Below are 24,645 nucleotides of genomic sequence, written 5' to 3' on the forward strand. Positions count from 1 at the left end.
TACAAATGAAATTAGCAAAGCGAGTAGCTGCTTTAACACCGTCTTCAACTTTAGAAATTACAGCAAAGGCACAAGCATTAAAAGCAGAGGGTCATGATGTAATTGCATTAGGGGCAGGGGAACCTGACTTTAATACACCAGAGCATATTATGGATGCTGCACATAAAGCGATGTTAGAAGGGCATACGAAGTATACACCAACAGGTGGATTACAATCGTTAAAACAAGAAATTGTGAAGAAATTTACTCGCGATCAAGGTATTGCGTATGATCCATCTGAAATTATTGTATGTAATGGTGCAAAGCATGCATTGTATACATTATTCCAAGTATTACTTGATGAAGGAGATGAAGTTATCATCCCAACTCCTTACTGGGTAAGCTATCCAGAGCAGGTAAAGCTTGCTGGCGGTAAGCCGGTTTATGTAGAAGGTTTAGAAGACAATGAGTACAAAATTACAGCAAAGCAGCTGCGTGAGGCAATTACAGAGAAAACGAAAGCAGTTATTATTAATTCACCGAGCAATCCAACAGGAATGATTTATAGCAAAGAAGAATTACAACAGCTTGGAGAAGTATGTTTAGAACATGATATTTTAATCGTTTCTGATGAAATTTATGAAAAATTAATTTATGGTGGCGTAGAATATACTTCAATTGCCCAGCTTTCTAATGCATTAAAAGAACAAACACTTATTATTAATGGTGTATCTAAATCTCATTCTATGACAGGATGGCGTATTGGATATGCTGCAGGAAATAAGCAGCTTATTAAAGCGATGACGAACTTAGCGAGTCATAGTACGTCAAACCCTACTTCAATCGCTCAATACGGCGCAATTGCGGCATATGCAGGCTCACAAGAACCTGTGGAAACAATGCGTCAAGCCTTTGAAGAGAGATTAAACATTATTTATGATAAATTAATTCAAATCCCTGGCTTTACTTGCATTAAACCGCAAGGTGCATTTTACTTATTCCCTAACGTAAAAGAAGCTGTAGCTTTATCAGGATATGCAACAGTTGATGATTGGGCAAAAGCTCTATTAGAAGAGGAAAAAGTGGCTCTTGTACCAGGTACAGGATTTGGTGCTCCAAATAATGTTCGCTTATCATATGCGACATCTCTTGAACAAGTAGAGAAAGCATTAGAGCGTATCCATACATTTATGAAAAGTAAAGTGCAAGCTTAATTTTATATTTCATTCATGTAATATAAAAAACCTCCCCATTAATAGGGAGGTTTTTTTGACGAATTGTGGCAAAAAGAAATAGCTAAAGGTGTGTTATACTAGAGAGCGAGGTGTTTGGTGATGAAAAAGAAAATGATGTTACAGTGGTTTGAGCAGGGAAGCATTGCAATTCCAAAATTACTTATGATGCATTATAAAAAATTAGGTTTAAATGAGACGGAATTTATGGTCGTACTTCATGTACACACATTTTTAGAGTCAGGTAATTCGTTTCCGACTCCTTCAGAGATTTCTGAACGGATGACGATAACGGAAATGAAATGTATGGAAGTAATTCAAGCATTGATTCAAAAAGGGTTTTTATCACTAGAAGGTGGACAAAGATCAGAAGCGATGATGTGCGAAAGTTATTCTTTACAACCGTTATGGGAAAAAATATTACATTTCTTAATGGATGAATCGATAGAGGAAGAGAAAAAAGAAAAAAAACAGCTGCAAGTAAATTTATATACAGTATTTGAAAAAGAATTTGGAAGACCACTTTCGCCGTTCGAATGTGAAACGTTAGGAATGTGGGAGGACCAAGATCAACATCATCCAAATTTAATTCAAGCGGCTCTTAGAGAAGCTGTAATGAGTGGAAAACTAAATTTCCGATATATTGATCGTATTTTATTTGAATGGAAAAAGAATGGAATTAAAACGGTAGATCAGGCTCAAAATCAAGGTCAAAAATTTAGAGCGAATCAACAAAGAGCACAACAAATGACAAAACAAGAGACGAAATTTACTGGAAAAGTGCCTTTTTATAATTGGTTGGAGCAGTAATATAGGAGGAAGTATATGTTAAATAAAACGCAAATTCGCTATTGTTTAGACACAATGGCGGATATGTATCCAGAAGCACATTGTGAATTAATTCATGAGAATCCTTTTGAATTAGTAATCGCGGTAGCACTATCTGCACAATGTACAGATGCACTTGTAAATAAAGTGACGAAAAATTTATTTCAAAAATATAAAACACCAGAAGATTATTTAAGTGTATCTTTGGAAGAGTTACAACAAGATATACGTTCTATTGGGTTGTATAGAAATAAAGCAAAAAACATTCAAAAATTGTGTCAGATGTTGCTGGATGATTACAATGGAAAAGTTCCAGAAGACCGTGACGAGTTGACGAAATTACCAGGAGTAGGGAGAAAAACAGCAAATGTAGTTGTTTCGGTAGCGTATGGCATCCCGGCAATTGCTGTTGATACGCATGTAGAAAGAGTGAGTAAACGGTTAGCGATTTGTAGATGGAAAGATTCGGTGTTAGAAGTAGAAAAAACATTAATGAAGAAAGTACCGATGGATGAGTGGGGAGTTACACATCATCGTATGATTTTCTTTGGACGTTATCACTGTAAAGCACAACGACCGCAATGTGAGGAGTGCAGACTGTTAGAAGTATGTCGTGAAGGAAAGAAGCGAATGAAGGTGAAATAAAGGATGGAGCGAGTTATAGAAATACCGAAAGAATTTCACTGTTTACCATTTTTTAAAGAAAGTGTAAATTTAGTTAAGTATCATACAGACAATTCTTTTGAAGAGATAATACAAAATACTTACTTTATATTTGATATTGAAAGACAGTATGAGCCGTGGAAGGAAATTGAAAACAGCATTCCAGCGATGTTGAATGTATGGAAAAATAAGCATGAAGACATTGCTATACTGTTTCGAAATAGAAATAAGCAAGAGGCTGAGGGACCAATGATTCTTTTTGCAGCTCACTTGTTATCGGTTGTCTATTGGCTAAATGAACAACCTGTTCATAGTTTGAATGAAATGCAAATAAATACGAATAAATTAAAAGTGCGACCTGTTAATTTTATGGAAAGATATTCATTCATTATAAAGAAACCGAGTAATTATCATTCTTATATTCAATTAGCGCAGTTGTATATCGAAATAGAAAAGCTGTATGTAAAGAAAATGATAACAAAAAAGAAGTCCGCTTCTCGTTAAGAGAAACGGACTTCTTTTTTGTATATTAGGACTCTGTTGTAACAACAGCACCGTCTGCGTGAGGTGTATCTCCTCCGGTATTTTGGTGTTGCTGTTCTTGTTGTTTCTTAGCCTCTTCTTCAGCTTTTTTCTTGGCCTCTTCTTCAGCTTTCTTCTTAGCTTCTTCATCAGCTTTTTTCTTAGCTTCTTCATCAGCTTTTCTTCTAGCTTCCTCATCAGCTTTCTTTTGAGCTTCTTCTTGCTGTTTACGTTGCTGTTCTTGCTGTTGTTCTTGTTGTTTCTTAGCCTCTTCTTCAGCCTTTTTCTTAGCTTCGTCTTGTTTTACTTTATCTTCATTAGCCTTTTTCTGGGCTTCTTCATCAGCTTTTTTCTTAGCTTCTTCATCGGCCTTTTTCTTAGCCTCTTCTTCAGCTTTTTTCGCATCTGGAGTTCCGCCAGGCGCAGTGAAGGATGCACCAACTGCTGGGCTTGTTCCAGTACCTTTTTTCGCTACTACAGAGAAGCTGTAAGTAACACCTGGTTTAATACCACCAAGAGTAGCTGTCGTACCACTTATTGATAGGCTACCACTTGAACCATCAGTTGCTTTATAGCTGGCTGCATATGCATCGACTTCTGCTGGTCCAGACCAGTTTAGTGTAACTGTGCTAGCGCCATCAAAAGTGACATTCAGACCACTAGGGGCATCTACTTTAATTTGTTTAATTGCATCTTTTTTCGCACCTTTTACGTATAATTCTCCGTTTATTTCTTGTACAGAAGAGGGACGTTCAAAGCGAGATTTATCTGTAGCGAATTTGCTCATCATTACTTGGAACATTTGCTGTGCAATTTTAGTATAACGATCACTAATGTAGTTTTCTGGACCATTCTTTACGTAACCCGTCCATACAGCCATCGTATATTGTGGTGTATATCCAGCGAACCAGCTATCCCTGTTTGCATCAGCTGGAATGCCGTATTTCTTTAAATCTTTTGCATCAAAGTTTTGCGTTCCAGTTTTACCCGCTACGTCAACACCTGAAACATATGCTGTTGGTCCTGTACCACCAGAACCAGGTTTTACTACGTCACGAAGAACGTCAGTTACCATGTAAGCTGTATAGTCTTGCATAGCGCGTTGTTCTTTCGGTTTAAAGCTTTTCTTTTTCCCGTCCGGGAAGGTTACTTCTTTTACGAAGTGTGGTTTATTATAGTTACCACTATTACCGAAGGTTGCATATGCACCTGCTACTGCTAATGGAGAACTATCGTTACTACCAATTGCAGTAGATTCATGTACTCCATTTTCAAATGTCATGCCTAAACCTTCAGCAAACTCTTTTGATTTATTAAGTCCAACTGTTTGAGCTGTCTTTAAAGCCGGGATGTTTAATGACTTCTTCAATGCTTCACGAAGTGAAACGTCACCTTTAAAACTCCCTGTAGCATTTTTAATCTTTGTGCCATCCGAATAAGTATATTCAGAGTCATTTAATTGATGGTAAGTAGACCATTGAAGATTCTCAATCGCTGGACCGTAGTCGAAAATTGGTTTCATTGTTGAACCAACTTGGCGTTTTAAATCAGTTGCCATATTATGACCTTTGAAAGTGGACTTATTTTCTTTACGTCCAGCACCAATTGCTCGAACTTCTCCAGATTGTGTATCCATAAATACGAATGATCCTTGGAATTGATCGTTTGGATACTTAATAAGATTACCATCCATAATTTTTTCAGCGTAATCTTGAGCATCTTGATCAAGTGTTGTATGAATCGTTAAACCATCTGAACCGATATTTACATCAGGATATTCTTTTTCAACTTCTTTTACAACCGCATCTAAAAATGCTTGATACTTCATCTCAGTTACTTCTGAAGACGGTTGAAGGCCCTCAGTTACTGGGATCTTAACGGCGTTATTCATTTCTTCTTTTGTTATATAACCATGTCGATTCATTAATGATAATACGACATTACGACGATTTGTTGCTCGTTCAACATTTTCCTTTTTTGTTGGATCATAAATGTTTGGACCTTGGGGTAAACCAGCGAGCATAGCAGCTTCATGTAATTGCAAGTCTTTTAAATCTTTACCATAATATTTTTGCGCTGCTGTCGCAATACCGTATGAACGGTTACCTAAATTAATCTTATTTAAGTACATTTCTAAAATCTCATGTTTAGAGTATTGTTGCTCTAATTTGTAAGATAAGTACCATTCTTGTACTTTTCTTTTAGCAGTTTTGTCCATCGTTAGAAAGTAGTTTTTAACGACTTGCTGTGTAATCGTACTACCACCTTGGGAACCGAAACCACCAGTGACATTTTCCATAACTGCTTTTGTAGTTCGTTTAAAATCAATTCCATTATGATCATAGAAACGCGAATCCTCAGTTGCAAGGAATGCATTTTCAACTACTTTTGGAATTTGATCATAAGTAACGTGTGTTCGTTTTTCAGCACCGTATTCATAGAAGAAATTCCCGTTTTTATCAAGAAACTTTGTTGATAAAGGATTAACAAGTTTGGCTTTGTCTAATTTTGGAGCATCCTTTACCATAACAAAGAAAGCGGAAACGCCGGCTACAAGACCAACGATACCAAGAAGTAGACAACCTATAAGAAATTTCTTGAAAAAGGAGCCTTTTTTCTTTGGTTTTTCTTCTTTATGTGTTTTTTTCTCTTGATTTTTCACATGATTTCGTTCTGTACGAGAACGATAATTATCTGACATTATACTTTCTCCTACCTTTCATTCTCTCCCCCAAAAGTCGAAAAAAGAGCCTTAGTGATGACTCTATCACGAAAAATAAACCATGTCTAGTACACGGATATAGTCAATCCGAGGGTGATAACCGCATGATAATAAGGATCCATGCTCTTCTATTTCTTCTTTCGTAATCGACTTGCGTCCACCAGTATTTTGACGATTCCAAAATGCAATAATATGTTTTGCATCTAGTAAATAAAATTCATCAAAAAGTGTAAATTTAATAATAACAAATGCAATTCCATTATGAGCAACCACTTGCTTCATATGTTCAATTTGATGAAGGTGGAAGTTTTGAAGTGGGAAACTAGTTTTATTTTTTGTTTCCTTTGCTTCAAAATCGATGTATTTCCCTTTGTATACACCGTTGTAATCTGTTGTAGAAGGTTGTTTAAAATACGCTTCTTTTACCACTGCAGCACTTCGAGCGGGGTAATCTACTTTTACAATTTGAAGAGGTGTAGGCTTTTTATGTACACATGCAATATTATGGGTTAAGTAATATTGATTTGTTTCATTCAATTCCTCTTCAAGGGACATACCTCTATTACTATAAGTATGTGTTTTTATAGGTGTTTTTTGAGGTTGTGAAGCTTGATTATACCTTTTTCCATTTGGGTAACGAATGGTCATAGTGTGTCCACCCCCAACTTGCTAAGAATTACTTACAAAGGTGATTATATCAAAAAATGAAAAAAGATGTGACCTTTTTGATGAAAGGTATGATGACTTATTTATGTTTACATGGAATGATTATATGAAAATGAAACAAAATCGAGAAAAAAATTTTTGTACAGAGGAAGAAAAAGCAATCGTTCACAATATTAAAAAGAAAACAGAAATAGCTAATGTGGACAATATTTCTCGGACACAATCTTATCAAGAATATTATGTAAGAAATAGTGAAATCAGGTGGGCCTTTTTAGCGAGTATGGTTTCGAGAAATGCGGGCTGGAATATGACTGATTTAGAAGGGAGATATTATGCTACTGTTTTACCTAGAACGGTAAAAAAACATTTATTTATTCTGTACGAACAGGCTAATTGGATTATTTTTTTAGATGCATTTCCTCAGCTATTATTGTATGAGGAAAGTAAGAAGAGACGTGCACCTCTCTTTCATTTGTTGCAATATTTCAACGTATCAATATTTATGGAAAAAGAATGGCTACTTTTCTGGGAAAGAAGAGATATGAATAGGCTTATGACAGCGCTTATTATAAATGAACAAAATAAAATTCAAAAACCAGTCATTGAGAACACATATTTTAAAAAACATGTATTCCATACTGCACTTTTTAAAGTGCAAGAAAGACTTCATATTAGTGCAGTTATCTTCCCAACAATTGAAGGGAGAATGTATGGATTTTCGGTTTATCAATTTGAAACGTTACAACAGCGTATAGAACTAGGAAAAAAATTAGCATGGTTATTGTTTCATCCAATTTATAATGGTTCGTTTTATAAGTTTGCATTGCAAACTACACATACTGGGTCTAGAGAAGATTATGAAGTTTACGCAAAGGAAACTCGAAAGTCTTATACGCCAACACTTAGAGATATTTATCCTGTTATTTTACATGAAGAAATAAAAATGAGAGATTGGTTTTGTGCAAATATGAAAATGAATGTGCTATTTGTACCTGAAGAACCTAAAGGGGAAGTTAATATAACAGAATGGTATAGAAGAAAGAGAGAACAAATCTATAGGCTATCTATCGCAAATCGTTTTGCTAAAAGGATGGATGAGTTCATGATATAATAAAAAAGAAGTCCCGTCTTCCATTTTGAAGACGGGACTTCTTAATTTGAAACAATCCTGCTATGTGTGCTACAACTTTAATCTCAAAACGTAATGCTAGTAGGAGATTAAGGGTGACTTGAAATTTAACTGTTCGTAATAAAGTCTCGCTTTATGTAGCAGGGAAGTTTGGACCATCTAGCTTTGGATTGCCAGTCTCGGGTTTATTTTGTTGTTTGTTTTGGTTTTTCTTTTTTTCATTTTTGTTCTTTGCCATTGTAATACACCTCCTTTTTGTATTGTTACCATTTCTATAAATGACATACGAAATGATTTCTTTGACGAATAACAACTAGTTTTGTCATGTGGGCAGGAGTGGTGAATCATTCGGCGAAATTACATGACAAAGGAAAAGCAAAGAAGGAGGCGTTTTGTATATGGCGATGGTTCAGAAGGAAGATGTAATGAAAAAAATGGATCAAATGTTAAGTTCTCTCGATTTGCTGGAAATGAATATAGGGATTAGAATGAATCATGCATTAAAGGATGCGAGTGAAAAAATATGCAATAAGATAGAAATAACAGAAATGCATATTGAACATATGGAAAATAAATTAGTGCATCACGAAGAGAAAGGGAATTGGGTAAAGACATTTCAAAACGTCGTAGTGAGTGCATAATAAGGTGGGAAAGAAATGAAGAATGAAGCATTAATACAGTCTTCAGAAAAACTCATGCAGTATAATAATGAAGCGAATGTAAAAAAGAGAGAACTAACCGAATACGACTTTTATAAGGATATGAAACCGTTTGTAGATATGGTAGATGAGGAATTAAAGAAGTGGAAAGAATTAGCTTATAAGTGGATTAAAGAAGAAAAGCCAAAATATATACATGTACAGCAAATTGATCAAGTATATGATAATTTACAAACGAATGTGTTGCAATGCTTTGTAAATAAAGGTAAAGGTAAACGATTCTTTGAAACACACCAAGCCATTTCGTATACTTTGCAAAATATAGTTGAGCAATGTAAATAACAAGAGGGAGATCCCTCTTGTTATTTTTATGCTTCTGTCATTGTTGTAGGTTTTGTTGCGCCGTTTATTTCTAATTCTTTTATTAATGTTCGATAATCTGATATGCATATTTTTCCTTCGAGATACCAATGTCTCGCAAAGTCTAATAATTCATTTGCATTCTCTGTGCAATACCCCTTTTTTTGAGAAAACGCTTGTTTTAAATCCCCTAATACCATGTTGATTCCTCCCCCATGAGAATCTTCTTCTTTATTATCATAGCATGGAAGGGTTTTCTTTTTTAATTTTTTAAAAATTTAAACTTCCGACAAAAATAGACAGATACTCCATCACACATATTATTTTATAGGTACATATTATATATGTAGAAACTTATGTGAAGGAGGAGAGAATGCATGTTTCAACAACCTAACTTATATCAGCAAACGAATCCATATGCACAGCAAAATATGTACCAATATAATACGGATACATATTTACGGTATAATATGTATCCTTTCGAGCCTTATTATGGAAATCAAAATTATTATCAACCGTTTGAAGTGTCCTTTATGAATCAAGCTCAACAACCACAACAGCAGCAACCTTATGTGAATCAAGCTCAACAATCACAAGCTCAGCAACCATACATGAATCAACCACAGCAGCAGCCTTATATGAATTCGCAATATTATATGCCACCACCATCGCCGTATGCTAATCAACAAGCGATGTTTTATCCACCAAAACAACCGTACCCGACGCAGGGTAAGCAAAAGCAACAACAGCCAAGTCAGTTTTCTAGTTTTGTTTCTCAATTTAAAACATCAGATGGTAACTATGATGTAAATAAAATGATGAATACAGCTGGACAAATGATGAATGCGATGAATCAAGTGACAGGTATTGTAAAGCAAGTTGGAGGCTTTTTTGGTAAGTGATGTTGAAGGATTGTCTATAAAAACAATGTAAATGAAATAAAGGACTAGACAAATTTCCTTGTAATAAATGGGTATATATAACAAACGGCTTTCTCTCTTTTCTCATACTGTAAAGTGTAATCAGATTTTTTTAACGAGAGAGGAGAGAAAAAACTATGCATCATTGTCATCCTTGCTTTGGAGGGCATAAGCCTACAGGACCTATTTGTACGACTGCTCCTGTCATTCATCCGACGAAACAATGCGTAACACACTCTTTTTCAACAACGGTGGTGCCACACATTTTCCCAACACATACAACACATGTACATCATCAACAAATTAAAAACCAAAACTTCTTCCCGCAAACAAATTCAAATGTAAATGTTGTGGACCCAATCGACCCAGGATTCGGTGGCGGATGTGGACCGTGTGGCCATGGTCATCATCATCACCACCACGGTCATCAAATATCTCCATTTGGGCCAGGACCGAATGTATCACCGTTTGGACCAGGACCAAATGTATCACCGTTTTTACCAAACAATGTATCACCAGTAGGTCCAAATATCGGACCAAACGTTGGTGGAATATTTAAAAAGTAAATGATATGTTAGAACTAGCGAAATGCTAGTTCTTTTTTTGTAATTGGAGTGTTGATATGAAAGTTATTGCAGTAACAGGATATAAGCCATTTGAACTTGGAATATTTAAAAATAATCATCCAGGAGTGGAGTGTATAAAGAAAGCATTACACCGTAAATTACTCACTTTTGTAGAAGATGGTTTAGAATGGGTTATAATAAGCGGCCAATTAGGTGTAGAATTATGGGCTGCTGAAGTTGTTTTTGAAATGCAAGTAGAATATCCTGATTTAAAATTAGCGGTATTCACTCCGTTTTTAGAACAAGAAGAAAATTGGAAAGAAGATAATCGTGAATATTACGAATTTATTCTTTCTCAAGCAGACCATGTTGATAGTATCACGAAACGGAAGTATGAAAGCCCAGAGCAATTTAAATTAAAAAATCAATTTTTTATTGAAAAAAGTGATGCGCTTTTAGCGGTATACGATGAAGAAAAACCAGGAAGTCCCAAATATATTGTAGAATCAGCAAAGAAAAAAGGGGAAATAGAAAATTATCACAGTTATTTCATTCTTTTTTCTGATTTACAAGATATAATAGAAGAGGAACAGTGGAATAATGCAGAGTAATATGTAATATAGTACTCGTATATATGATTGACAAAAAGCATTGTTTCTGAAAAAATTTAGTTAATGAAAGTTTTGGTAAAAATTTGAGGTGAAGAAAATGATTTCGGATAAAATTAAATTAACAGCGAAAGATATTTTAGAAAAAGAATTTAAAACAGGTATGAGAGGTTATCAGCAAGAAGAAGTAGACAAGTTTCTTGATATGATCATTAAAGACTATGAAGCTTTCCACAAAGAGTTTGAGCAATTAAAGCAACAAAATGCTCGTTTAAAGCGTGAATTAGAGGAACAAAAACTAGCAGTAACGCAAGTTCCACAACAACCTGTACAAACACCAGTTGCACAACCGGTTTATAACAACACGAATACGGATATTTTAAAACGCTTATCTAACTTAGAAAAAGCTGTATTTGGAAGTAAGTTATACGAATGATGTAAGGTGGGAAAAGGTTTAAGCATTTTACATAGAAAAAAACGTTGCAAAATCTTTTTGTTTCCACTATACTAATGGATGTCATAACGTTTGGGTAATCGCTGCAACGCCAACGTTGTAGAGGAAAGTCCATGCTCGCACGGCCTGAGATGGCTGTAGTGTTCGTGCCTAGCCAATTCATAAGCTAGGGTATCCTGGCTGTAAGGCTGGTTTAACGGCAGGGAAAAAACCTAAGTCCTTTCGGATATGGTTTGACTACCTTTAAAGTGCCACAGTGACGAAGTCCTTGAAGAAATGATAGGAGTGGAACGAGGTAAACCCCACGAGCGAGAAACCCAAATAATGGTAGGGGAATCTTTTCCAAGGAAATGAACGACGGGAAAGGACAGGTTTTATAACCTGTAGATAGATGATTGCCACCGGAGTACGAGGCGTGGGCCGTTTGTAGTACAAAGGAACAGAACATGGCTTACAGAACGTTATGAACCAACTATGAAATAACTCAGCTCTCCTTTGTTAGAGGAGGGCTTTTTATTTGTATGAAGTTATAAAGTATGAGTTAAAATGGTTAATGAGAATATTTTTCGTAAAATGTAATAATTAATAGGACCAATTGCTATTAATTATTGTTTGAATATACATAAGAGGTGAATGCAAATGGGAAAAGTTACTTTAATTGCAACAGCGGCAATGGGTATTGAAGCGTTAGTTGCCCGAGAAGTTCGCGATCTTGGTTATGAATGTCAAGTAGAAAACAGCAAAGTAACATTTGAAGCAGATGAAAAGGCGATTTGTCGTACGAATTTATGGTTACGTACTGCGGACCGTGTAAAAATTAAAGTTGGCGAATTTAAAGCAACGACATTTGATGAGCTATTTGAAAAAACGAAAGCATTAAACTGGGGAGATTATATTCCAGAGAATGGAGAATTCCCTGTTATCGGTAAATCTTTAAAATCTGAATTATTCAGTGTTTCGGATTGCCAACGTATCGTTAAAAAAGCTGTCGTTGAAAAATTAAAAACAACATATAAACGTACAACTTGGTTTGAAGAAGATGGTCCGTTATTCCGTATTGAGATTGCAATGCTCAAGGATATTGCAACATTAACAATTGATGCGAGCGGTGTTGGACTTCATAAACGTGGATACCGTATGGATCAAGGGGAAGCTCCGTTAAAAGAAACATTAGCTGCATCTTTAATTAAATTAACAAACTGGAAGCCAGATCGTCCATTTGTTGATCCATTCTGTGGATCAGGTACAATTCCGATTGAAGCAGCATTAATTGGACAAAACATTGCACCAGGATTTAACCGTGGTTTCGCATCTGACGAGTGGGGCTGGGTAGGTAAACAAAACTGGCGTGAAGCTCGTCAAGAAGCTGAAGATTTAGCGAACTATGATCAACGATTACAAATCATTGGATCAGATATTGATCATCGTATGATTCGAGTTGCTCAAGATAACGCAGAAGAAGTAGGCTTAGGCGATTTAATTACATTTAAACAAATGCAAGTAAAAGATTTCACAACAAAAGAGGATTATGGCTACGTTGTAACGAATCCCCCATACGGAGAACGTTTAAGTGAAAAAGCACTCGTTGAACAACTGTATAAAGAAATGGGACAAGTATTCCGCCCATTAGATACATGGTCAGCGTATGTATTAACAAGCTACGAAGCATTTGAGAAGTGTTACGGAAAAGATGCGTCGAAGAAGCGTAAGCTGTTTAACGGATTTATCCGTACAGATTACTACCAATACTTCGGAAAACGTCCACCGCGTAATTCATAGTATAAAGGCATTTGAAGGGCTAAAACATAATTGGTTCGCTTAGAACAAGTTATTAAATATTAGCCCAATAAATAAACCTCATTCTTTTTTCCAAAAGGAAGAAAGGGTGAGGTTTTTTGTTGTATAAAATTGTAATGCAAGAATTTTTAGATGATAGGGAATTACGTAATTTAAGTAAACATACTTTGAAATCTTATAAAGAAATTTTGAAAAGATTTGAGTCCTTTTGTGTAAATAAAGGGATATTTGACACTGATAAAGTTACGTCAAAAGTTGCAAAAGAGTTTTTCATTTATTGTAAGCATGAGTTGAAAAATAGTATATCTACAATAAATGAAAAGAATCGAACATTAAAGGTGTATTTTAAGTACCTAGAAGAAGGGATAGTCGAAGAAAACCCATTCAAAAAAATAAAATTTAGTAAAGAAGATACCATAACAGATGTTTTAACAGATGAGTAAGTAAAGAGTGTTCTTGAACACTTTGATAGAGGGCATTATAAAGGGACAAATTATGCTTTAATGAGAAATCAAATGGTAATAGTCCTATTGATTTCTACAGGGCTTAGGAGAGAAGAATTAGTTAATTTAAAGTGGCCTGATATTGACATGAGGAATAGGACAATTATGACTTATGGGAAGAAAAGAACCGTTGCTACTATTCCATACACACAGCCCCATTTTCCGAAGAGTTGCGGTCACTCTTCGGTACCCATATCGTAATTTATGCCGAAGACAAACATCCTTTATTTTCTCTTCTATCTCATCTCTTAGGTCCACTGTTCGTTGTAACCAACGATAAAATGTAGACCAGGTAATTCTAATACATTACATAATTCTTTTACCGTTAGTTTTGTTTTGAAATCGGTCCATAAAGTAACTACAGTTTCCGGGGTTAATTCCTTTCGATTTCCAGATACTTTCCCCATATCAGTAATTTTGTTTTTAACTGTTTATTTTCTAACCGTAGCTGTTCCAATTCATTTAACTCTTTTGGCCCTTTTCCATAAGAATATTGTTTTCCTACAGGTTGTTGAAAACGGTACGTTTGACCGGTACGATACCACTTCATCCACGTCTTAATTTGGGAAACATTTTTAATTCCAAACTGCTCCATAATGGTCCGATTGGAATATCCATCCTTTTTCATGTACCACTATTCGGGTTCACTTCAAAATTTAGGAGGGCGTTTTTTTGAGTCGTGAATCTTTTTGATTTTCGTTTTCGTAATTCGTTTTAATATATATAAAGTTGGCAAATTAGAGAATCCTCAAACCCCTTGATAACAATGAGATTTATCATGTCTCAAAAGTACCAAATTGCAATTAAGGATACCCTCTTGGACATTTTGGAATATTAAATTACTTGTTTAAAATGCGATGGGATATCACTTTTTGTCCGAAAATGAGAAATAAGGTGACATTTTCTGATAAACTTATATCAAAAAGTGTCTCAAAAATGGACAAAAAGTGATAGGTATAGAAAATAGATAGTAAAAAGAATAGATAGTATAAAAGGAAGGTCGCTAACGCTCTTTGATTCGCCTTCGGCTCATTACCTCACTTCGTTCGGTGGGGCTTTGCCCTTCTTTTACATAATAAAAATGTTTTAAATGAACTTTAAAAGATATTTTAAGCGAAATAAATTATTTAATTAAAGATTTTAAAGAAGTATGAAAATAAAAAAGGGTGGTTATCTATTTTACAACCACCCTTTTAATTCAACCTATTAACCACCAGTATGACCATCCGACATTTGTTTTACAGTATAAATTGTTTCATGTGTATCTTTAGCATCCAGTACACCAAATGTTAATGTTAGTGCAGTCATAATTCCCGTTAAACTAATTATTACTTTTTTCATTTTAACGCCCCCTTATCATGAATTTTTTCTCTTGCATTTGAACTTAGATAGAAGTATTTACTTGCCTTTAAATGATTGCCTTCATGATAAAATTTCACTGCTAATTTTTCATTATATTCATTAATGTACTCGTATAGGTTTTCTTTTTCAAAATAGAGCATTCCTGCTAGTATTATTGATTCTAATTGTTCTCCAGAAACCTCATTGTTTATCGTTAGTAAGATATTAAAGCGATGTTGGTATTCCTCATTTTTTAATTTTAAACTGATTTCTAAACCTGTTTTTAAAAGTTCTAATGCTTTTTCTTTATTATTAATTTTTGCATGTTCGCATGCTTCAATTAAAATCGCTCTATAGTTTGCTGGCATTTTTTCAGTTACTTCGGATAAATAGCGAATTGCTAATTCTGAAAGGTTTTGATTTGCATACATAAAACCTAAGTTATGTCGAACGTATAAGGTTGCTTGTTCTTCGTTTTGTTTTTGGAATATATCCAATGCAGAGATAAGACATTCTTCTGCTAATTCATATTCTTTCAAATGTATACATGCTAATCCATAAAGATTATTACAGTAACCAATGTTTAATTCATAACCATTGTATTTAGAAAAAATTTCTTTTGCCTTAGAAACCTGTTTAAGTGCTAAAACATATTGTTGGTTATGGCAATTGAAGGTAGAAAGTTTAAAATAAAATTCTGCTTGTTCGAGTTGATCTGGGATTTGTTTTAATTTAATTTCGGCTTTTTCATAATGTTCTTTTGCCAAATTATAATCACCAGTTATGTTTGAGTGCATTGCCTTGAAAAAATGGTAATAATATAATAAAGGTTCATCTGTTGGTATATCAAAAGATTCTATTTCTTTAAAACTATCTTTGCCAATACTTAAACTGTCCATCAAGTATTGATAACGGAAGTTCAATAAAGAGTGGTATAAAAGTACATTTTTATCGTCTTTTACACTGGTAATGTTTTTATCGAGTTCCTTTTTTAGTTGCTTTGCATTATTTAAATTTCTTTTTCGAATTTCTATATACCAGTTATCTAATAACTTTGTAATCTGTTCATTCCCCTTTGTTTGAACGTTCATGATATCCTCCTTTGGATTTTATAGATTCTTATAAATAATGATAGCAAGAATAGAATATAATAGATATTATACTTAATTGTTTTTCAACAAAAAACTGAATTTTCTGTTTTTGTTAAGGGTAATATAAAATCGTTTTAAATAGTACATAATAGGAAGTTTATGTGTATGGAAAAATATGGTATTTTTATTAGTAAAGTGCAAATTTTATTAAAGGAAAGAGGGCGTAGGGATGGGGAATTTAGAACCATTTACAGGGGTGACGGTAACAGGGCAGATACTAAAAGAAGGATATACATTAAATTGGCGTAATCAAGAATTAATCATTGGGCAAAAAGTAAAAAGTGAATTGATAAATATTGATACAAAAAAATGGAAACAGAATATTTCAATGCTTGAAATTGTTAGTGAAGATAGTGTGAAAAATGTGCAAAGTGCTGTAGTTCGTGGCGTTATTGGGAATATTGCATTAGGTGGTGCAGGAGCGTTAGCAGGGGCTTTGTCTGCAAAGAATGATTCTACATTTCATGTAATAATTAGATATCATAATGGATATGTAGATTTGATAGAATGTGATATTAAATTGTACACCAAACTTTTGCAACAAGTAGCAGAAAATAAACGTTCTGGAAACAGTGAATTCATTAACATGGAATATGATGCAGAAGAGTATAAAAGAAGGAAAGAGCAATTTAATAAAGGGCAAACCATGGATATAGTTGGATGTGGTGTGGTTTTAATTATAATTATTGTTATAGTTTTTGTTTTTATTGGTATTTTGGCAGGTTAATAAAATAGTGAGATTAGTGTGCTAGTGTAAAAAAGAATTCTTTTTTGAAAAGGAGAAGTTATAATTGATGAATTTTATATCTAAATTAACAGATGTCGAATAACCGGAAGTTATTGTTGAATTTAGTAAGAAATATAGGGGTATAAATACTGTGATTTTTGTAAAATACAAGTTTAAGAATTGAGGTAAATAGATGGCACTTGAAACACAAGCAATTCGTAGTATAAAGGAATTTAAAGAAATTTCATTACAGAAAATACAAGTAATTCTTTTTTTATTGTTGACCTTTTTGTTTTTTATTAAAAGTTTTGATTATAATTTTTTTGTAGATTTAAATAATTAATTTATGGGATTGATGGCTCATCAATATTTAAAGAAGGTCCTGTTAGTATTTGTAATGATAATGAACTTTTTAGCCTACTTAGTGATATTAGGAGGGATAATATCAGTTTTTTTACTTCTTATATATCATTTTTATTGGGAGAAACTTACTTGTTATAAGTTAAATGGAGAAAGATGGTATGTGATAAGATATATAACAGAATTGAGCGTGAATTTATCTACTTTCTATTTACTTATTTTGGGTTATTTGAATGTATTAGATGTTAATGTGAAATATACAAATTTGCTAGTGACAGCAGGGTATTTTGCTGGTTTTTTTGTCTTCTTATTTTTCTTTAGTATCATGCGATTTCTTTTTGCTAATACAGATGATTAATGAGAAGCGATGAGATTGTCCAGTTTTGAATCAAATAGTCATCTCATAATTAGGATATAATAAATTATTGAAGATGTTATCTAATTATGTTAAGATAAAACGATGTGTCTAATACATAAATCCATTGTATTTTTTTTCTAGACATATTATTATGGAAGTAGTAACAAATGATTCGGAAAAAAGAAATTAGAGGAAACCTTTAAATTACTAGGTTTATGAGTTTGTTTTGGTGGCAGATTACTACCAATACTTCGGAAAACGTCCACCGCGTAATTCATAGTATAAAACTCCTCCAGCGCGCATATACTGGCTATTATGTAATGCGTAAAGGAGGAAGTCATATGGATAATTTTCAATTATCAATGATTCAAAAAGCTATTCACCGTACGTATGATGAGCTCGGAAAAGAAGTGGATAGTCAAGGTGCGATTGTAGATGAAATACAAAAAGCACAAGAAGAATATTTGTCAGCTCTTTCACATGAAACAGCGATTGATAAACGGTATTTAAAGTCATTAATATAGAAGAAAATTTTCCTTTTTCGAAAGGAAAATTTTTTTTCGTGAATTTCTATGTATTGCAACAGGGGAAAGCAAATGCATACATATGCGTAGCAGTTGCTATTATCTTTTTATAGAAAAACTTTTTGGTTGGAGGCTAAGGATGTTTACTGAGAAGAGATTACCATTTGAAGTAGGAAAACAAGATAATTTTTATGATAAGTTGAATGAGTGGATTGGAGATGTGTTTTACGACATCCTTCCGGAAAAAGGCTTTGAAGAGCGTGATGAACAAATTTTTATGGCGTTTCAGTTAGAACGCGCTTTCCAAGAAAAGAAAGTTATGTTCGCAGAAGCTGGTGTAGGAACAGGGAAAACAATTGTATATCTTCTATATGCAATTTGTTACGCGCGTTATACTGGGAAACCAGCTATTATTGCTTGTGCAGATGAAACGTTAATTGAGCAGCTTGTGAAAGAAGAAGGGGACATCGCTAAGTTATCTGAAGCATTAGGGCTATCTGTTGATGTAAGGCTTGCAAAATCAATGGATAATTATTTATGCTTACGTAAACTTGAAGATGTTATGAGTGGACGAGCTCCAGAAGTAATTGAAGACGTATATTATGAGTTACCACAGTTTGTATTCGATCATGGTACGATGCAAAACTTTACTCACTATGGTGACAGAAAAGAATTTCCACTTTTAAATGACGAAGAATGGTCAAAAGTAAATTGGGATTACTTCCAAGATTGCTTTACTTGTGATTCTCGTCATCGTTGTGGACAAACTCTTTCTCGTGAACATTATCGTAAAGCAGCAGATTTAATTATTTGTTCTCAAGATTTCTATATGGATCATATTTGGACGTACGATGCTCGTAAGCGTGAAGGGCAAATTCCGTTATTACCAGAAAGTAGCTGCGTTGTATTCGATGAAGGACATCTTGTAGAATATGCAGCTCAAAAAGCTTTAACATACCGTTTAAAGCAAACAATGATGGAGCAACTTTTAACGAGATTGCTACAAAACGATATTCGTGAGGAGTTTGCACATTTAGTAGAAGAAACAATTTGGCAAACAGAGCGATTCTTTGATGTGTTACAAGAAAACAAAAAAGAAATTGCCGGTTCTGATCGTTTAGAAATTACTGTGACAGAAAAAGTAACAGCTGAAGCGAAACGACTTTATGCAAAAATCGGTGAAGTTGGAGATGCATTAGTATTCGAAAGTGAAATGCATACAGTAAACACGTATGATTTAAATATTGTTGATGAGCATTTAGATGTATTAGAACATTCACTTCGTCTGTTCATGCACGAGAAAAATGTAATTACTTGGGGGGAAGAAGGTGATGGTGCCTTCACATTAGTGATTATGCCGCGTGCAGTTGAAGAAGTATTACAAGAGAAAGTGTTCTCGAAGAAAATACCGTATATTTTCTCTTCTGCGACATTATCGAACAATGATTCATTCGCGTTTACAGCTAATAGCCTAGGGGTAAAAGATTACTTATCATTCTCAGTTGCTTCACCGTTTGATTACGAAGAGCAAATGGCAGTAAACTTACTATCGCATACGAAAGAAAATGAATGGGAAAGAAAGTGTCAATATACACTTGAAAATATACAAAAAACAAATGGACGTACGCTTGTATTATTCCGTACAACGCAAGAGCTTGCAGCGTTCAAAGAGTATGTAAGTAAGGAGCAAATGTCGGTTCCGTTCTTATATGAAGGAGATCAGGAAATTAGCCAGCTCGTTTCTCGTTTCCAAAATGAAGAAGAGACTGTACTTTGTGCGGTTCATTTATGGGAAGGTTTAGATATTCCTGGTTCATCATTATCACACGTTATTATTTGGTCATTACCATTCCCTCCAAACGATCCTGTGTTTGAAGCGAAACGTAAGCACGTAAATGATCCATTCTGGGATGTAGATGTACCATATATGATTTTACGACTTCGTCAAGGAATTGGGCGTTTAATTCGTACAAGTGAAGATAAAGGTGCTATATCAATCTTCTTATCTGATTCAGAAGATGAGAAAGTAGTTGCAGCTGTGAAAAATGTACTGCCAGTAGAAGGTAAAGAATTATAAGGAGAAAGCTTGGCGCTTGCCAAGCTTTTTTTCTATTATAAAAGGAATTTATGTTTCCGTGTCGAATTAAGTTTGAGGTAGAAAAAGGAGGCTTTTATACGATGACAGTTGCTACATATGAGGTAGAAAAACAATTTTTAACATACGTGAAGAAGATACAGAATTACGGAGAAGCATTAAGTTTAATGTTTTGGGATTTAAGAACAGGTGCACCAAAAAAAGGTGTAGATCAGCGTTCAGAAGTAATTGGTATGCTTTCGTCAGAAGTGTTTGCTATGTCGACTTCAGATGAGATGGGAAACTATTTAACAGAACTTGAAGCTTTAATACGTGAAGATAAACTTTCTGAAACGACAAAGAAAATGGTTGAAGAGTGTCGGAAAGAATATGATAGAAATAAAAAAATTCCACAAGCTGAATATGAGGCTTATGTGAAATTAGAAGCGAAAGCAGAGAGTGTGTGGGAAGAAGCTCGCGAAAAATCTGATTTCGAAATGTTCCGCCCGTACTTAGAAAAAATTGTTGAATTTAAAAAGAAATTTATTACATATTGGGGTTATGAAACATATAAATACAATACATTATTAGACATGTATGAGCCAGGTATTACAGTAGAAGTTTTAGATCACGTATTTGGTCAACTTCGTGAGCGTATCGTGCCGCTTGTAAAAGAAATCTCTGAGTCTAAAAAAGGATTAAAAACAAGTGCTTTATCGGAACAGTTTTCAAAAGAAAAACAAAAGAACTTTACATTAGAACTATTAAAGCAATTGAATTATGACTTTGAAGCAGGTCGTCTTGATGAAACAGTACATCCTTTCGAAATTACATTAAATAGAGGGGATGTTCGTATTACGACACGCTATGATGAAAAAGATTTCCGTATGGCTGTATTTGGAACAATTCATGAATGTGGTCATGCAGTATATGAACAAAACATTGCAGAACAATTTGAAGGTACACCACTTTGCAGTGGTACATCTATGGGTATTCACGAATCACAATCATTATTCTTTGAGAACTTTATCGGCCGTAATAAATCATTCTGGAAGAAAAATTATGATTTATTAAAAGAGTATAGCGATGGTCAATTTGATGATATGTCAGTCGATGAATTTTATGATGCAATTAACGAATCGAAGCCGTCATTCATTCGTATAGAAGCAGATGAGCTTACATACCCGCTTCATGTTATGGTGCGTTATGAATTAGAGAAAGAATTATTTGATGGTACATTACAAGTGAAGGACTTACCAGCAGCTTGGAATGATAAGATGGAAGCATATTTAGGAATTCGTCCGGAAAATGATGCGCAAGGTGTATTGCAAGATGTTCACTGGGCTGGTGGCTCATTTGGATACTTCCCATCTTATGCACTTGGTTATATGTATGCAGCGCAATTTAAGCAAAGAATGTTAAAAGACATTCCGAACTTTGATGCATTATTAGAAGAAGGAAACGTAACACCAATTCGTGAATGGTTAACAGAAAACATTCACCAATACGGTAAAACGAAAAAGCCACTTGAAATTTTAGAAGATGTAACAGGTGAAGGCTTAAATGCAAACTACTTAGCTGATTATTTAGAAGCGAAATATAAAGAGATTTATGAGTTGTAAAAAAAGAGCTGCTTAATTGTGAAGTGACCCCTAAAAGTTAGACACGGTTATTTCATTAGGCAGCTTGATAAAAGTGAGTCCGGTATTGTACCGGGCTCATTTTTAATTTTGCCTTAATCCGTTTCGTATTATAATAATCTATATATTTTTCTAATTCTATTTTAAAGTGCTCTACATTTTCAAATTCTTTTATGTAGAGGAACTCCGACTTCATAATCCCAAAGAAATTTTCTATTACTGCGTTGTCGTAACAGTTGCCTTTTCGAGACATACTCTGGACGATAGCTCTTGATTCAAGTGTCCGGACGTACTGTCTCATTTGATAATGCCATCCTTGATCCGAATGCATCAGTAGCTGGTGGGTTTCAGGTAAACGTTCCAATGCTTTCTCTAACATGTCTGAAACAAGCGAATACGTCGGTCTAGAACCAATTGTATAGGTAATAATTTCACCATTATACAAATCTAATACAGGTGATACATACAGTTTTTCTCCAAACAATTTAAACTCTGTGATGTCTGTTACCCACTTTTGATTCGGTGCATCTGTATGAAAATTACGCTCTAAAATATTAGGTGCAATTCTACCGACTTTTCCTTTATAGGATTTATATTTCTTCATACGCACAACACACTTTAACCCAAGCTCTTTCATAATGCGCTGAACCTTCTTGTGGTTCACTTTCTGGCCACGATTCGTTAATTCATCACGAATGCGACGATAACCATAACGACCTTCATTTTCCTCATAAATCGCTTTAATCTCGGCTTTCAAATCGGCATCTACATCTGGACGATTCATTTTCTTTACTAAATCATAATACGTGCTTCGAGGAATAGTAGCTAGCTCCACGAGTGCCTTCACCGAATATTTATGCCTTAATTCATAGACTACTTGCGCTTTGTCTTGTTTTGTGATTTTTCCTTGTTTTGAACTAAGGCATTTAACTTTTTTAAGTACTCATTTTCCATCTCAAGCTGTTTAATGCGTGCTTCAAGTGCTTCGACTGATCCTTCAGCTAAAGGTTGTTTTACTTGTTTATTTGAATCTTTTTTCATGGATGGACGCCCCTTTTTCTTAGATTGAAGGGCATCAATTCCTTGTGTTTCGAGCTGTTTTTTCCAAACAGAAATCGTTGAAGGGGCAGGAATATTAAAGATAGCTGCCGTCTCAAATAAGGACATACCGTTTTCAATCATAAAGTTTAGTACGTCTAGTTTAAATTGTTGTGTGTAATTTGTACATCGTTTTAGAAAAGCTTCCAGACCATTCTGTTTATATTGGTTTACCCAATTCAAAATGATTGTGTCACTTATACCGAGCGATCTACCCATTTCTCGATAACTTTCATTTCCGTTCAAATAACGTAGAACGATTTGTATTTTTTCATCAGCTGTAAATTTAGCCATAGAAAAACTGCACCCCAATTGTTAGACTGTGTCTAACAATTGGGGTGCAGTTCAATGCATGGTGCTCTTTTTTATTTTATTTTTTTCATCTCTGCATAACATTTTCAACCCTGTTCATACTATTTTTGTAACTTAAAGTTACAAACTATTTCTGTAAGCGGAGCGTTTCTTTTGTACAACAAGCAGTTAGTTTTATTAACTAGCTGCTTTGTTGTGCAAAAGAAAGATCTGCACATGTATTAAGAACATACATAAAATATCATGTGGTATTCTTTTTCAATTTTAGTTTTGGTCATGGAGCGCCTTAAAAAGCGCTCTTTATATTTGCAAATAACCATTTCGTTCAAACATACACACGATTTATATAAACTAAGCATATATTTACATAGACAAGACATAGCTTTTACTATACATGCACAATTTTTGTGCATGTTTTTTTGTTCAACACAATAACTATTTTGTACATTCCTTGCACCTTTAAATGAGGCAATCATATGTTGTAGTATTATGTTTCATCGCTTATAGGAGCCTCCTTTTTTCAAGAGTACATATTTGATATGTGCTCTTTTTTCATTCTCCTATACGAATAATCTTTTTTACATTACACAAACTATCCTCAAGTCAACTTCCCATGACTACACTCTTTAAAAATGGAGCTTTACCCCTCCGGACTTTTTAGGCACACGGCAGGTAACTTAGTCAATTACCTGCCATTTTCTATTCAAATAACGCATTTGTTTAATGAAAATCAATTAACTATAATTTGAAAAATCGGAAACATTTACTCAATGATTTTTCTGAATACTCATACTATTATTTATGTGCTGATGTTCACCATCCCAAGAACTCAGTAATATCATCCACAGACTCCACTCTCACCCTTTTGAGAGTGGAGCCTTTATTTATAAGGATTATCCTCAATATTTATTTTTATAAAATTCAAATTTGGTCTTAATATCCGTTATCTTGGCGCTGGTGGTTCACTTCATTCTTTTTGTAATAACCTTGCTCAATCTCTTCAAATGTGATTCCTAATTTCTTACCTAAACCTAAGAACGAGTACAATAATTCCTCATAAAGCTCAATGTCTTGAGTTGCACGAAATTCCGATACAAGCTTCATATACATTGTTAAATTGATTTACTAGCGTACTTGCGGTATAGACGTTTGCATTATGTTCTAATAACTTCAGGCTATATTCATTAGGATTAAATCCGATGCCATTCCCTAATGAAGATATAAAATGAAATCCATCTACATACTCCATTAAAATAACTTCTTTTTCACTAGGTCCTTTATTGTTCCAATGCTTAAAGCATCTTGTTTCATTTGCAAGTTCTCCAATTTCAACCTGTAATGCAAGAATCATATTGTAAAATAAATTTTGCCCTTCTAATCCATGCTCCTCAATGATTCTTGTATCTAACACCTTTTGCATTCTGAATATTTTAGTTAAATTCATTTTGCTTT

26 protein-coding genes, 1 other RNA gene and 2 pseudogenes are annotated in these 24,645 nt (G+C 34.3%); 20 read left to right on the forward strand and 9 right to left on the reverse strand.

The window, feature by feature from the left end; all coding sequences use genetic code 11:
- Nucleotides 1-5 precede the first annotated feature (5 nt).
- From aspB to V6946_RS08175, 4 genes are all read left to right on the forward strand, one after another.
- Nucleotides 6-1,193, forward strand: coding sequence for an aspartate transaminase AspB (aspB, locus tag V6946_RS08160; RefSeq protein WP_000761560.1), 1,188 nt, complete (start codon nt 6-8; stop codon nt 1,191-1,193).
- 120 nt (nt 1,194-1,313) lie between these two features.
- Entirely contained in the window at nt 1,314-2,021 is a 708-nt protein-coding gene (dnaD, locus tag V6946_RS08165) for a DNA replication protein DnaD (protein WP_006924379.1), read from the forward strand.
- Between the two features lie 15 nt (nt 2,022-2,036).
- Nucleotides 2,037-2,684, forward strand: coding sequence for an endonuclease III (nth, locus tag V6946_RS08170; RefSeq protein WP_000933030.1), 648 nt, complete (start codon nt 2,037-2,039; stop codon nt 2,682-2,684).
- Between the two features lie 3 nt (nt 2,685-2,687).
- On the forward strand, nt 2,688-3,206 hold the full coding sequence (locus V6946_RS08175) for a YpoC family protein (protein ID WP_006924378.1): 519 nt from the start codon (nt 2,688-2,690) through the stop codon (nt 3,204-3,206).
- 25 nt (nt 3,207-3,231) lie between these two features.
- Here V6946_RS08175 and V6946_RS08180 read toward each other — a convergent pair whose 3' ends face one another.
- Both V6946_RS08180 and recU read right to left on the reverse strand, forming a co-directional pair.
- A complete protein-coding gene (locus V6946_RS08180) occupies nt 3,232-5,925 on the reverse strand; it encodes a PBP1A family penicillin-binding protein (protein WP_001283089.1) in 2,694 nt (897 codons plus the stop codon).
- A 66-nt stretch (nt 5,926-5,991) separates the two neighbouring features.
- Complete coding sequence (gene recU / locus V6946_RS08185; RefSeq protein WP_000155598.1) at nt 5,992-6,594, reverse strand: Holliday junction resolvase RecU; 603 nt, start codon at nt 6,592-6,594, stop codon at nt 5,992-5,994.
- 103 nt (nt 6,595-6,697) lie between these two features.
- Here recU and V6946_RS08190 point away from each other — a divergent pair, with 103 nt between their 5' ends.
- Nucleotides 6,698-7,723, forward strand: coding sequence for a DUF2515 domain-containing protein (locus V6946_RS08190; RefSeq protein WP_000495661.1), 1,026 nt, complete (start codon nt 6,698-6,700; stop codon nt 7,721-7,723).
- Nucleotides 7,724-7,874: 151 nt separating this feature from the next.
- Here V6946_RS08190 and V6946_RS08195 read toward each other — a convergent pair whose 3' ends face one another.
- Nucleotides 7,875-8,054, reverse strand: coding sequence for a hypothetical protein (locus V6946_RS08195; protein ID WP_001987054.1), 180 nt, complete (start codon nt 8,052-8,054; stop codon nt 7,875-7,877).
- A gap of 85 nt (nt 8,055-8,139) precedes the next feature.
- Between V6946_RS08195 and V6946_RS08200 the strand changes: the two genes are divergently transcribed.
- Together V6946_RS08200 and V6946_RS08205 are read left to right on the forward strand one after the other, a co-directional pair.
- Nucleotides 8,140-8,382, forward strand: a complete 243-nt coding sequence (locus V6946_RS08200) for a hypothetical protein (protein ID WP_001252036.1) — start codon at nt 8,140-8,142, stop codon at nt 8,380-8,382.
- A 15-nt stretch (nt 8,383-8,397) separates the two neighbouring features.
- The gene (locus V6946_RS08205) at nt 8,398-8,742 is read left to right on the forward strand and encodes a YppE family protein (RefSeq protein ID WP_000786939.1); all 345 of its coding nucleotides are present in this window, start codon (nt 8,398-8,400) and stop codon (nt 8,740-8,742) included.
- 26 nt (nt 8,743-8,768) lie between these two features.
- Here V6946_RS08205 and V6946_RS08210 read toward each other — a convergent pair whose 3' ends face one another.
- Nucleotides 8,769-8,960 carry a YppF family protein gene (locus V6946_RS08210; RefSeq protein ID WP_000242652.1) on the reverse strand — a complete coding sequence of 64 codons (192 nt, stop codon included), beginning with the start codon at nt 8,958-8,960 and terminating at the stop codon, nt 8,769-8,771.
- 177 nt (nt 8,961-9,137) lie between these two features.
- Between V6946_RS08210 and V6946_RS08215 the strand changes: the two genes are divergently transcribed.
- The 8 genes from V6946_RS08215 (at nt 9,138) to V6946_RS08250 (ending at nt 13,809) form a co-directional block, all read left to right on the forward strand.
- Nucleotides 9,138-9,662: a YppG family protein gene (locus V6946_RS08215; RefSeq protein WP_006924368.1), complete on the forward strand. Its 525-nt coding sequence runs from the start codon at nt 9,138-9,140 to the stop codon at nt 9,660-9,662.
- A 155-nt stretch (nt 9,663-9,817) separates the two neighbouring features.
- On the forward strand, nt 9,818-10,246 hold the full coding sequence (locus V6946_RS08220) for a CotD family spore coat protein (protein WP_000546270.1): 429 nt from the start codon (nt 9,818-9,820) through the stop codon (nt 10,244-10,246).
- Between the two features lie 56 nt (nt 10,247-10,302).
- A complete protein-coding gene (locus tag V6946_RS08225; protein WP_006924365.1) occupies nt 10,303-10,857 on the forward strand; it encodes a DUF1273 domain-containing protein in 555 nt (184 codons plus the stop codon).
- Between the two features lie 97 nt (nt 10,858-10,954).
- On the forward strand, nt 10,955-11,290 hold the full coding sequence (gene gpsB / locus V6946_RS08230) for a cell division regulator GpsB (protein WP_000622431.1): 336 nt from the start codon (nt 10,955-10,957) through the stop codon (nt 11,288-11,290).
- Nucleotides 11,291-11,376: 86 nt separating this feature from the next.
- Nucleotides 11,377-11,767, forward strand: an RNA gene (gene rnpB / locus V6946_RS08235) — RNase P RNA component class B.
- 180 nt (nt 11,768-11,947) lie between these two features.
- Complete coding sequence (locus V6946_RS08240; RefSeq protein ID WP_000521224.1) at nt 11,948-13,087, forward strand: class I SAM-dependent RNA methyltransferase; 1,140 nt, start codon at nt 11,948-11,950, stop codon at nt 13,085-13,087.
- A gap of 119 nt (nt 13,088-13,206) precedes the next feature.
- The gene (locus V6946_RS08245) at nt 13,207-13,548 is read left to right on the forward strand and encodes a phage integrase SAM-like domain-containing protein (RefSeq protein WP_000276812.1); all 342 of its coding nucleotides are present in this window, start codon (nt 13,207-13,209) and stop codon (nt 13,546-13,548) included.
- Nucleotides 13,549-13,620: 72 nt separating this feature from the next.
- A complete protein-coding gene (locus tag V6946_RS08250; protein WP_157404505.1) occupies nt 13,621-13,809 on the forward strand; it encodes a tyrosine-type recombinase/integrase in 189 nt (62 codons plus the stop codon).
- Here the strand turns inward: V6946_RS08250 and V6946_RS08255 are convergent.
- From V6946_RS08255 to V6946_RS08265, 3 genes and pseudogenes are all read right to left on the reverse strand, one after another.
- Nucleotides 13,753-14,236, reverse strand: a pseudogene (locus tag V6946_RS08255) (IS3 family transposase); the annotation flags it as partial. The gene V6946_RS08250 and the pseudogene V6946_RS08255 overlap by 57 nt on opposite strands.
- A gap of 578 nt (nt 14,237-14,814) precedes the next feature.
- Nucleotides 14,815-14,949: a hypothetical protein gene (locus V6946_RS08260; protein WP_006924364.1), complete on the reverse strand. Its 135-nt coding sequence runs from the start codon at nt 14,947-14,949 to the stop codon at nt 14,815-14,817.
- On the reverse strand, nt 14,946-16,040 hold the full coding sequence (locus tag V6946_RS08265) for a tetratricopeptide repeat protein (protein ID WP_366981525.1): 1,095 nt from the start codon (nt 16,038-16,040) through the stop codon (nt 14,946-14,948). Before V6946_RS08265 ends, V6946_RS08260 begins: the two co-directional genes overlap by 4 nt.
- 229 nt (nt 16,041-16,269) lie before the next feature.
- Between V6946_RS08265 and V6946_RS08270 the strand changes: the two genes are divergently transcribed.
- From V6946_RS08270 to ypwA, 5 genes are all read left to right on the forward strand, one after another.
- On the forward strand, nt 16,270-16,827 hold the full coding sequence (locus tag V6946_RS08270; protein ID WP_000527307.1) for a hypothetical protein: 558 nt from the start codon (nt 16,270-16,272) through the stop codon (nt 16,825-16,827).
- Between the two features lie 523 nt (nt 16,828-17,350).
- Nucleotides 17,351-17,545 carry a hypothetical protein gene (locus V6946_RS08275; RefSeq protein ID WP_006924359.1) on the forward strand — a complete coding sequence of 65 codons (195 nt, stop codon included), beginning with the start codon at nt 17,351-17,353 and terminating at the stop codon, nt 17,543-17,545.
- A 341-nt stretch (nt 17,546-17,886) separates the two neighbouring features.
- Nucleotides 17,887-18,069, forward strand: coding sequence for a DUF3921 domain-containing protein (locus tag V6946_RS08280; protein WP_000368570.1), 183 nt, complete (start codon nt 17,887-17,889; stop codon nt 18,067-18,069).
- Nucleotides 18,070-18,208: 139 nt separating this feature from the next.
- Complete coding sequence (locus V6946_RS08285) at nt 18,209-20,146, forward strand: ATP-dependent DNA helicase (protein WP_000493700.1); 1,938 nt, start codon at nt 18,209-18,211, stop codon at nt 20,144-20,146.
- Nucleotides 20,147-20,247: 101 nt separating this feature from the next.
- On the forward strand, nt 20,248-21,765 hold the full coding sequence (gene ypwA / locus V6946_RS08290; protein ID WP_000215074.1) for a carboxypeptidase: 1,518 nt from the start codon (nt 20,248-20,250) through the stop codon (nt 21,763-21,765).
- Between the two features lie 55 nt (nt 21,766-21,820).
- Here ypwA and V6946_RS08295 read toward each other — a convergent pair.
- Together V6946_RS08295 and V6946_RS08300 are read right to left on the reverse strand one after the other, a co-directional pair.
- Nucleotides 21,821-23,175, reverse strand: a protein-coding gene (locus V6946_RS08295; RefSeq protein ID WP_085961003.1) for an IS3 family transposase whose coding sequence is annotated in 2 segments (ribosomal slippage) — nt 21,821-22,722 and nt 22,722-23,175 — 1,356 coding nt in all. Because the reading frame shifts where the segments join, the coding sequence is not laid out codon by codon here.
- Nucleotides 23,176-24,126: 951 nt separating this feature from the next.
- Nucleotides 24,127-24,637: pseudogene (locus V6946_RS08300) on the reverse strand (dUTP diphosphatase).
- Nucleotides 24,638-24,645 lie beyond the last annotated feature (8 nt).

Origin of the sequence: Bacillus sp. PPSBB_2 (genome assembly GCF_045291115.1) — a bacterium.
Taxonomy (GTDB): Bacteria; Bacillota; Bacilli; order Bacillales; family Bacillaceae_G; genus Bacillus_A; species Bacillus_A cereus.